The sequence below is a fragment of the Microseira wollei NIES-4236 genome (genome assembly GCF_020521235.1).
Lineage (GTDB): Bacteria > Cyanobacteriota > Cyanobacteriia > Cyanobacteriales > Aerosakkonemataceae > Microseira > Microseira wollei.
Window position 1 is genome coordinate 1 of sequence record NZ_BLAY01000270.1, and the last position, 8,776, is coordinate 8,776.

At 43.9% G+C, this 8,776-nt stretch carries 7 protein-coding genes and 3 pseudogenes; 8 read left to right on the plus strand and 2 right to left on the minus strand.

From position 1 onward, the window contains the following. Nucleotides 1–281: 281 nt before the first annotated feature. From tnpA to MiSe_RS45115, 7 genes and pseudogenes are all read left to right on the plus strand, one after another. On the plus strand, nt 282–683 hold the full coding sequence (gene tnpA / locus MiSe_RS45085; protein ID WP_226593214.1) for an IS200/IS605 family transposase: 402 nt from the start codon (nt 282–284) through the stop codon (nt 681–683). 402 nt (nt 684–1,085) lie between these two features. Then, entirely contained in the window at nt 1,086–1,310 is a 225-nt protein-coding gene (locus MiSe_RS45090; protein WP_226593216.1) for a helix-turn-helix domain-containing protein, read from the plus strand. Nucleotides 1,311–1,623: 313 nt separating this feature from the next. After that, nucleotides 1,624–2,165 (plus strand): annotated as a pseudogene (locus tag MiSe_RS54285) (TniQ family protein). A gap of 152 nt (nt 2,166–2,317) precedes the next feature. Then, entirely contained in the window at nt 2,318–3,346 is a 1,029-nt protein-coding gene (locus MiSe_RS45105; RefSeq protein ID WP_226593223.1) for an AAA family ATPase, read from the plus strand. 5 nt (nt 3,347–3,351) lie between these two features. Further along, nucleotides 3,352–3,609, plus strand: coding sequence for a hypothetical protein (locus tag MiSe_RS45110; protein ID WP_226593225.1), 258 nt, complete (start codon nt 3,352–3,354; stop codon nt 3,607–3,609). Nucleotides 3,610–3,852: 243 nt separating this feature from the next. Continuing rightward, nucleotides 3,853–4,116, plus strand: a complete 264-nt coding sequence (locus MiSe_RS54490; RefSeq protein ID WP_507770239.1) for a hypothetical protein — start codon at nt 3,853–3,855, stop codon at nt 4,114–4,116. Between the two features lie 88 nt (nt 4,117–4,204). Next, nucleotides 4,205–5,851 carry a S8 family peptidase gene (locus tag MiSe_RS45115; protein WP_226593227.1) on the plus strand — a complete coding sequence of 549 codons (1,647 nt, stop codon included), beginning with the start codon at nt 4,205–4,207 and terminating at the stop codon, nt 5,849–5,851. A gap of 103 nt (nt 5,852–5,954) precedes the next feature. Here the strand turns inward: MiSe_RS45115 and MiSe_RS45120 are convergent. Continuing rightward, nucleotides 5,955–6,406: pseudogene (locus tag MiSe_RS45120) on the minus strand (MerR family transcriptional regulator). Between the two features lie 178 nt (nt 6,407–6,584). On the opposite strand from MiSe_RS45120, the pseudogene cas12k reads away from it, so the two are divergent. Then, nucleotides 6,585–7,889: pseudogene (cas12k, locus tag MiSe_RS45125) on the plus strand (type V CRISPR-associated protein Cas12k); the annotation flags it as partial. A 295-nt stretch (nt 7,890–8,184) separates the two neighbouring features. Here the strand turns inward: cas12k and MiSe_RS45130 are convergent. Next, a complete protein-coding gene (locus MiSe_RS45130) occupies nt 8,185–8,535 on the minus strand; it encodes a hypothetical protein (RefSeq protein ID WP_226593231.1) in 351 nt (116 codons plus the stop codon). Between the last annotated feature and the right edge of the window lie 241 nt (nt 8,536–8,776).

An 8,776-nucleotide genomic window follows, 5' to 3' on the forward strand; every position in this document is an offset into this window, starting at 1 on the left:
GAGGACTTGACTCACGGAGTCTCACCTCCAAATGTAACCAGTTATCACCAGTCTCATTAACTGGGTTAACCGTCCCGTAAGCTTTTCAGCTACTTTAGGTTAAACGAATCGCACAGCACCAATTGTAATGGCTCCTTAACATATTAATCCACGACGCCATTGTTGCTGATTGATTTGCATTTTGCCTCAACTTGTAGGCGTAGCATGTCAGCAATAATTCTCACCTCCTTGTAGATGTGCTATTCTTAACTACATCAAATACTAGCTAAGTGCGAGCTAAAATGCAACAGTACCGCCGCAATAAAAATTCCGTCTCTTTGGTCAACTACCATCTAGTTTGGATACCAAAGAGGCGGAAGAAGGTTTTAGTGGGCGACGTGGAGGTTAGATTACGCCAGATCATCTGGGAGGTATGCCAGGAGAATCAATGGAACATCATTGCTTTGGAGATTATGGCAGACCATGTGCATTTGTTTGTCAATGTTCCTCCTACCGTGCCGCCGCACAAAGTCGCTAATGCTATTAAGGGTAGAAGCTCTAGGTATTTACGGCAAGAGTTTCCGCATTTATTAAAGCTTCCCAGTCTCTGGACTCACTCTTACTTTGTTTCCACTGCTGGGAATGTCAGCAGCGAGACTGTGCGAAGATATATTGAGGAGCAGCGCCATCATGATGTTACTTGACGGGACTTAAAAGTCCCGTTCGCGCTACATCCCCCACGTGAACGATGGGGGTTTTGCGCCTCTCGTCTTGCTTGATAAAAATCAAAGGGTTCCAGCCCCTGTCGCTTGCCAAATTATTTTACCACTTGTCAAATTGCTGACCTCGAAATTGATTAATGAAAAGCCTGCTCTATACAAGGGTTTCAGGCATTTTAGGTTTTCAGTACATCACGAGCAGGCTTTGACAAATTAAATGTCCTCTTTTTGAGGCTTGACAAATTATTTGTCCTTTCCTGGAAAGGGCAAATTTGAATAGTTTTCCAGAATTGACAAAATAATTGTCCTTTTAGCTCTATAATACTAATGTGTTATTATTAAAACATTTATGTATATGCAACGGACGATCAGCACCTGGAACCAGGAATGCCTGCATCCTCATCCAGGGAAGAGAACAACTCTGCTCAAGTTGGGGAGATATTTACGGAATTCTCCGATGAAGCTTTTCTCTTGCAGCAAATTATTCAGAGTTTGCTATTGCCATGCGATCGCATCACCTATGGACAACGGCAGAGAGAAGCAGCAGAGCGCTTGGGTGTCTCAGTAAGAACGGTGCGGCGGTTAGTGAAAAAGTGGGAAGAAAAGGGATGAGAGGCTCTTACCCAAAAGACAAGGACTGACAAAGGACAGCATCGAATTGATCAGGAATGGCAAAAGTTGATTAATCCAATTACAAGCTGACGCAAAAGTTCTAGATGTATCCACCAACAATTCCTGCTGGTTTTTAGATACATCAAGTCTTACAACTAGCGTCAATACTTGTTCCATGACCTCAAAAAACTCACAAATATGATTATACACCAAAGACGAGGATTCGCTATGTCTCAATTTATTAGTTGGTCGCAATTCCTCCGTACACTGAGCTAACGGTACAGTGTGGGCATCCTGGCGACATTTTTTGATGATGGAAGAGGCGGAGATTGAGCCAGGGTTGTTTCGGGTCGAACCGTTGGAAGGTGAGAGTTTGAGTCACTTTCTGGGGAGGTTTCGACGGGCGAATAATCTAACGCCGACCGGGTTGGGTAAGATGGCAGGGTTGGCAGGTGCGAAGCGCTATCGCGCCGCTTCGCTAACGCTCGTTGGGAAAAGTTTCGCTTCAATCCTCCTCCTTCTCGTCAGCAGTTGGAGGCGTTGGCGGTGGTGGTGGGGGTGGAGAGCGATCGCTTAGACCAAATGTTACCGCCTGCTGGGGTGGGGATGAAGCTGGAACCAATTCGGTTATGTGGCGCTTGTTATGCCGAGGTGCCTTGTCACAAGATAGAGTGGCAGTTTAAGACGACTGCGGGGTGCGATCGCCATAAACTACGCTTGCTGTCAGAGTGTCCCAACTGTGGGGCGAGGTTTAAGGTTCCGGCGTTGTGGGTGGATGGATATTGCCAACGGTGTTTTCTGATGTTCAAACAGATGGGAGGGTATCAAAAGTTAACCGCACGCTCTTTATTGTAACATATGTACTATAATAAGCCAAACTTCGTGTTATAATTCAGGGTTATAATTGCAAAATAGTGTTGATCTAATATAAAGAACGCTATGGTTATTGATTCTTCGGCGCTTATGACACCTATCCGTTACTCCGTTGTGGAGAGACAAGGCCAAAAATGGCAAGAGCAGATCTGCTAAAAAAGCTCTTTCAGAGCTATCAAAGACGTGATGACCGAGCTTTTCGTGAGGCTGGGGAAGAAATTATTCAGGAAGAGCGCAAAAAACATCACCCTGTTGTTGCAAACGAACTAGAGCAGGTGATGAAAAATGGGTTGACCGAACCTAATACCAAAGTGGGCTTTACATCTTTTGAGCCTTCTCCACGAGATTCTGACAGAGGCATTCCCTTACTTGAGACAAAGTGGCCTAACCGTTACTTAGATGACCTCGTACTAGACAAAGAGATTCGCAACACACTTGAGCGGTTAATGCGAGAGTTTCGGGAGTGGGAAGTACTGGAAGCAAATGGACTATTACCAGTTCGCCGTGTTCTGTTTTGTGGGCCATCAGGCTGTGGTAAGACAGCAGCAGCAGAGGCAATAGCAGCAGAAATTGGGCTACGATTGCTTTATGTGCGTTTTGATGCAGTTGTTTCATCACTGTTAGGTGAAACTGCGGCTAACCTCCGCAAAGTATTTGATTATGCTCAACGAGGTCAATGGGTGATCTTCTTTGACGAATTTGATGCAATAGGACGTTCTCGCGATGATCCGACAGAACATGGTGAAATCAAGCTAGTCGTTAACTCCTACCTCGAGATTGTCGATAATTTTAGCGGCAGATCGCTTGTTATTGCAGCAACCAACTTTGAACAAGCTCTAGATCCTGCGGCATGGAGAAGATTTGACGAAGTAATTCGTTTCGAGAAACCAACTAATGAGCAACTTCAGCATCTCATAAGAAAAAGGCTAGCCCCTACCAAATTTAATGATTCACAAGTAGATAAGATTGTAAATCAACTTTGTGGTTACACTTATGCAGACGCAGAGCGAGTGTGTCTTGACATCCGCAAGTTATGTGTAATTCGAGGGGAGAGTAAAGTAAAGACGGAAGATATCACTGAAGCAATTTCAAGATACTCTTATCGTCAAGCTATTCTAAAAAAAGCGTTTAGTATTCCTGTACCAATTGTGGATAAAGAATAAATATCATGCCATCATTTAATCCTGAAAAGGGACAGGATTTACATATTGAATTTGTTCGTGAACCAAAATGGCAACCACCGCGACGAACTAGACGCAACTCTGGAGGTCTAAGACCACCGATACCACGTCGTTCTCTCCATGCTTTAGGGGTTATTGAGGATATTAGTCAGGCAGTAGAGGAAATATTAGAAATTCGCAAAGAAAAAGGAATAGATCCATCTGAGCTACTTGTTGTCGAATTTAATAGTGTTAATAGCGATTGACGCAAAATTTTTGAGGAGCGATTCCAAGTTTGGGTAGTGGATGAGCAAAAGGAAAAAGTTGATGAGCCAGAAAATTATCGATTTCTTGTTCAATTTCCAGACGAGACATCCCGTCATATTTTTTTAGAATAATTACAATTTTATCAGGCAGAAACAGATGAAGTGGGTACGCTTCCCCCAGGTATGAGACGAGATTTTTTTGATGCTATGCAAGGAGTAAGATATTTATAACGTCAAGAAAGAATAGGAAGTCGTCTTCAAGAAGAAGGTTTTCCATTAGCGGATTTTTTTTACCTAGATGTTGATATTTGGCATCCAGGAGATGAAAAATTAGTTCGTGAAATTTTAGATATAATTCGCTCATTATGCAAAAATAATAATGGTAAATTGGCTGAGCATATACGCAGGTCTAGCCTATTATTGGCTAAAATTTATGGGACACAGCAGCTAGCAGAAACACTATTAGATTTAGATTTTGTTGCTCGTGTAGACCTTCCACCCCGTTGATCACCAGCATATACAGAAATATTTAATGAAATTGAAACTCCAAACTTTGATATTATTCCTGCTGAAGATGTGCCGGTTGTCTGCGTAGTTGACAGCATGCGTAGTTTCAGGACATCCATTTTTAAGAAATTGGGTAATTGAAGAGCGAGATTTTGATACCGGAGAAAATACGCCTACTGCTCTGAATGGACATGGAACTTCTGTAGCTGGTCTAGTCATTTATGGTAGTATTGCTGAGTGTTTAGAGAACCGTAAATGGGAACCTAAAGTTAATATTTGTAGTGCAAAAGTGTGGCGTAACGCTCCTGATTGGGGTGCAATTATTCCTGATGAACATCGTGCCGAAAAGATAACAGAAGATGCTATTCGCTATTTTGCTAAAGAAAGACAATGTAAAGTATTTAACCTTTCCCTTGAAAATGAAGGAGAAGTATATCGTGGCGGTAGACAGTTTCCCTGGGCAGAGAAGCTTGATGAACTAGCTAGAGAACTAGATATTGTAATTGTTTTAATTACTGGAAATCGTTCTGATCCTCCACTGCCAGAGAAAGTTTATACGAGGGAACAATTTCAGAAAGCCATTCTCAAACAGATTTTGGACGATCAAGATCAAAGAATTTGTAATCCTGGTACAGCAGCTCTAGCACTCACAGTTGGTGCATTAGCAAGATCAGATGCACTCGGACATCATGAACAATACGGAGGGTTAAGATTAAAAGATGCTTTGCCTGGAGCGCCAGCGAACGCTCCAGCACCTTTTACAAGAACGGGTACGGGCTACTCTTTTGGCTCAACGAACGGCGCAATTAAGCCTGACCTTGTTGATTACGGTGGCAACGCTGCTATTCAAGTGATAGCTGGTCTTAAGCCTCGATGGGTTAGCAATCACATTCTCCTTGGAGAGCCTACATTGTCCTTGGAAAAGAATGGGAGATTTATTGGGGCATGTGCTGGAACTTCGTTTGCGTCTCCTCATGTTGCTCATGCTGCTGCTATTGCTGCTGCTAGCTTGGAAACAGCCATCAAACAAAAACCATCTGCTAATTTGATTCGTGCTTTGGTAGGTAGTGCAAGTGTATCTCCTCCATGCCCTCAAGACTGGCTAGGTGATGAAGAGGAGACACTTCGTTTAGTTGGGTACGGAATGTGTTCTGTGGATGACCTAACTTGGTCAAAAAGAAACCGTGTCCGTCTGGTGGCAATGGATGAGATTGAGGTAGATAAACTCCATATTTATCGTGTAGCTATTCCTGATATATTTCTCTCAACTCCTGGTCGAAGAGGTATCACAGTTGCACTTGCTTACGATCCTCCAGTGCGAGCTATTCGAAAAGAGTATTTAGCAAATAATATGGGGGTTGAGGCACTCCAAGGATTGACTGCTCAAGAAGTTGAAAGATATCGTTCTCGACGCACAGCAGAAGATACAGGAAATCTTCCATCTGGGGCAGAAATAGATATGCGGCCTTCAAAAACAAGGCTTCAATGGTCAACTCTTCAAGTCAGGCGAAAAGAATGGAAACGCAAACCTGCCCTACGAATTCCCACTGGTGAAACAGAACCAGTTATCCACTTTGTTATTGGATGTCAGCAAAGGTTTCCTACAGGTCTTGATATTAAACAGGGATACGGGTTAGTAGTTCTTTTCTGGCATGAAGCAGAGCAAATAGAGTTATATCAGTCGTTACAAAATCGGGTTACTCTTAGAGCTACTCGTCTTCGAGTAACTGTGTAATACATTTGTGTTTGTTAAATTACTCTTAGCTGCAATTTGATTGTTTAATTGTTAATTGCGAGTGCTATTTTCAAAACAAAGCTTAAGATTAAGCGCATTCGCCCTACCTATTCAAATTGTTTACCAACAGCTGATGAATCCGATCTAACCATACCGGAATCACAGGCTCGCCAGATTTTAAGGAAGCGTTCGCGAAGCGGAAGGGAGGCATATCGCTCTCTCCAGATCAAACTCTACCAGTTGCAGCGATCGCTCTTTGCTATCCCACCACAACATAAACCGCCTCTGTGACGCCGAATTAGCAAACTCCGGTTCCTTCTCATAAAGCCGTTTGGGCGCCGTCGCCGCCGTCTCAAAGCTCAAACCCACAGACAGACAATACTCCATCGCCGCCAACGCCATTAAATCAGAACGCGAGTCATAAACACTGCGTCCCGTTCCTGTGGCACTGATGGTAGGTACAACTACCCCCTTCTCCCGCCAATACTGTAACTGACGAAGGGTACAACCTGTAATTTCAGCCGCTTGCTTGCTGGTAAAGAACGTTTCCTGCATAAAACGATTCTATACACAGCTATTTATTAGACATTTATGTTATTATTGAATTTAAGCGTTTAATAGCAGCTATGAGCATTATTAGGCTCCAGTGTCGTTTAGTTGCTAGTGAATCTACCCGCCGCCAACTCGCTCGTGTTGATGGCAGGCAAAAACACGCCCTTAATTAACGAACTACGATCAAGAAGAAGACCCAGAAAAGTTTGCCAAACGTCGCCGTAAAGTTCAAATCCAGATTCAACGACTTACAGAACAGTTAAGCGAAAGCATCCCCAAAGGTCGGGATTTGACAAACGCCAAGTGGTTAGAGACATTAGCGATCGCAAGTTCATACATCCCAGAAAACGAAGCACAAGCCAAATCCTGGCAAGACAACCTGCTGAAGGAATATAGCCTCATCCCATTTCCTATCAGCTATGAAACCAACGAAGACATGACCTGGTTCAAAAATGCCTCATGTCGCCTCTGTGTCAAATTCAACGGCTTGAGCGAACATACCTTTCAAGTGTATTGCGACCAACGCCAATTGCATTGGTTTCAACGTTTTTTAGAAGACCAACAAATCAAGCACAACAGCAAAAATAAACACTCCAGCAGCCTGTTTACCCTCCGCAGTGGCAGAATAGCTTGGCAAGAAGGAGAAGGTAAAGGAGAACCTTGGAACCTTCACCATTTAATCCTATATTTTTCCGTCGATAACCGCCTGTGGACTGCGGAAGGAACAAAACAAGTAAAAGAAGAAAAAGCTGCTGAAATCGCCAATATTCTCACCAAAACCAAAGAGAAAGGTGACTTAAATCAAAAGCAACAAGCTTTTATCAAGCGCGAAAATTCTACTTTGGCGCGAATTAACAATCCCTTTCCCCGTCCCAGCAAACCCTTATACCAAGGCCAACCTCACATCCTAGTAGGCGTTTGTCTAGGTTTAGAAAAACCTGCAACCGTAGCCGTAGTAGATGCGATCGTATGCAAAGTTCTAACTGATCGCAGCATCGGACAACTACTAGGTGAAAACTACCAACTACTTAACCGACAACGGCGACAAAAACAATCGTTATCCCATCAACGCCACAAGGCCCAAAAAGTTGCTGCCTTCAATCAATTCGGAGAATCAGAGTTAGGGCAGTATGTGGATAGATTGCTGGCTAAAGAGATTGTTGCGCTCGCACAAAAATACCAAGCTGGTAGCATCGTCTTACCGAAACTGGGCGATATGCGCGAGATAGTCCAAAGCGAAATTCAAGCTATAGCCGCACAAAAATGCCCAGAATATCTGGAAGGTCAACAAAAGTATGCCAAACAGTATCGAGTTAGCGTCCACAATTGGAGCTATGGCAGATTAATTGATTGCATTCAGACTCAGGCGGCGAAAATGGGAATTGCGCTCGAACAAGGAGAACAGCCTATCCGAGGTTCTCCCCAGGAAAAAGCCAAAGAATTAGCGCTCGGTGCTGACAATTCTCGTAGCAGCAAGAATTACTAGAAAAATCAGAACCTGGAAAATAGAATATAAATAGCGCCGCAGTTCATGCTCTAGTTAGCCTCCCAACTGTGAAAAGTGAGGGTTAGTTTGACTGTCGGAAGATGGTCTTGCTTTCTGACCCTGGTAGCTGCCCACCCCGATGCTGCTGTCCCTTGAGGATAGGAATTAGGTGCGCCCCCAGTAATAAGGGTGCGGGTATACCGCAGTGGTGGCTACCGAATCACCTCCGACCAAGGAGGAATCCACCTCAATTATTTTTTCGTCAACCCAGGCAGGAGCGAAATCCCCAGCAGGTTCACGAATATTCCAAAATCAATAGCCAAACTAAGTTGAGCGTATTTTTGGTGGTTTTAGCAGTAATTCCGGTGGGGTTATTACTCGTAATTTCCAGCAAGCCAAACCCCTTAGCATCTTCATTGCGGTTGGTGAAAACCATTTTAAGAGGGTCAGGGGTAGCCGCAATTCCTTCTACACCCAAACCCGCATCAACTTTACCAATCTGCCGATGCCAATTATTCGCGTTAGAAGTTGAATTAGTCGGTCGATCTTTGGGGTCAATATTATACACTAAAATCTGACCTTTAGCTGCACCCGAAGGATTGGGTACGGTGACAAACAGCCGCGTTCTGTCGCTATTAACCGCCATCTGACGAATGCCTTTGGGAGCGTCCTCAATCTCGATAGTCTCAATGTATTGGTTGTACTTTGGCGAAGCCGGGTTGATATCGAGGACTTGACTCTCTCCGCTCTAAAGAGACGGAGAAACTTTTGCCAGTTTCTGCCATATCTGGTAGGGTCCTTGGGAACATTACTGCTCCACCCCTCCCATCTTTCACCGTGCTTGCGACTTTCACCGCACACGGCTACTCAACATGTAACCTTTTGTC

Excerpts from the sequence above, each read along its gene's own strand:
- MiSe_RS45090 (WP_226593216.1), top strand. The coding sequence starts at position 1,086 with ATGCCTGCATCCTCATCCAGGGAAGAGAACAACTCTGCTCAAGTTGGG.
- MiSe_RS45130 (WP_226593231.1), bottom strand. The coding sequence starts at position 8,535 with ATGGCGGTTAATAGCGACAGAACGCGGCTGTTTGTCACCGTACCCAAT.
- MiSe_RS45105 (WP_226593223.1), top strand. The coding sequence starts at position 2,318 with ATGGCAAGAGCAGATCTGCTAAAAAAGCTCTTTCAGAGCTATCAAAGA.
- MiSe_RS45110 (WP_226593225.1), top strand. The coding sequence starts at position 3,352 with ATGCCATCATTTAATCCTGAAAAGGGACAGGATTTACATATTGAATTT.
- tnpA (WP_226593214.1), top strand. The coding sequence starts at position 282 with ATGCAACAGTACCGCCGCAATAAAAATTCCGTCTCTTTGGTCAACTAC.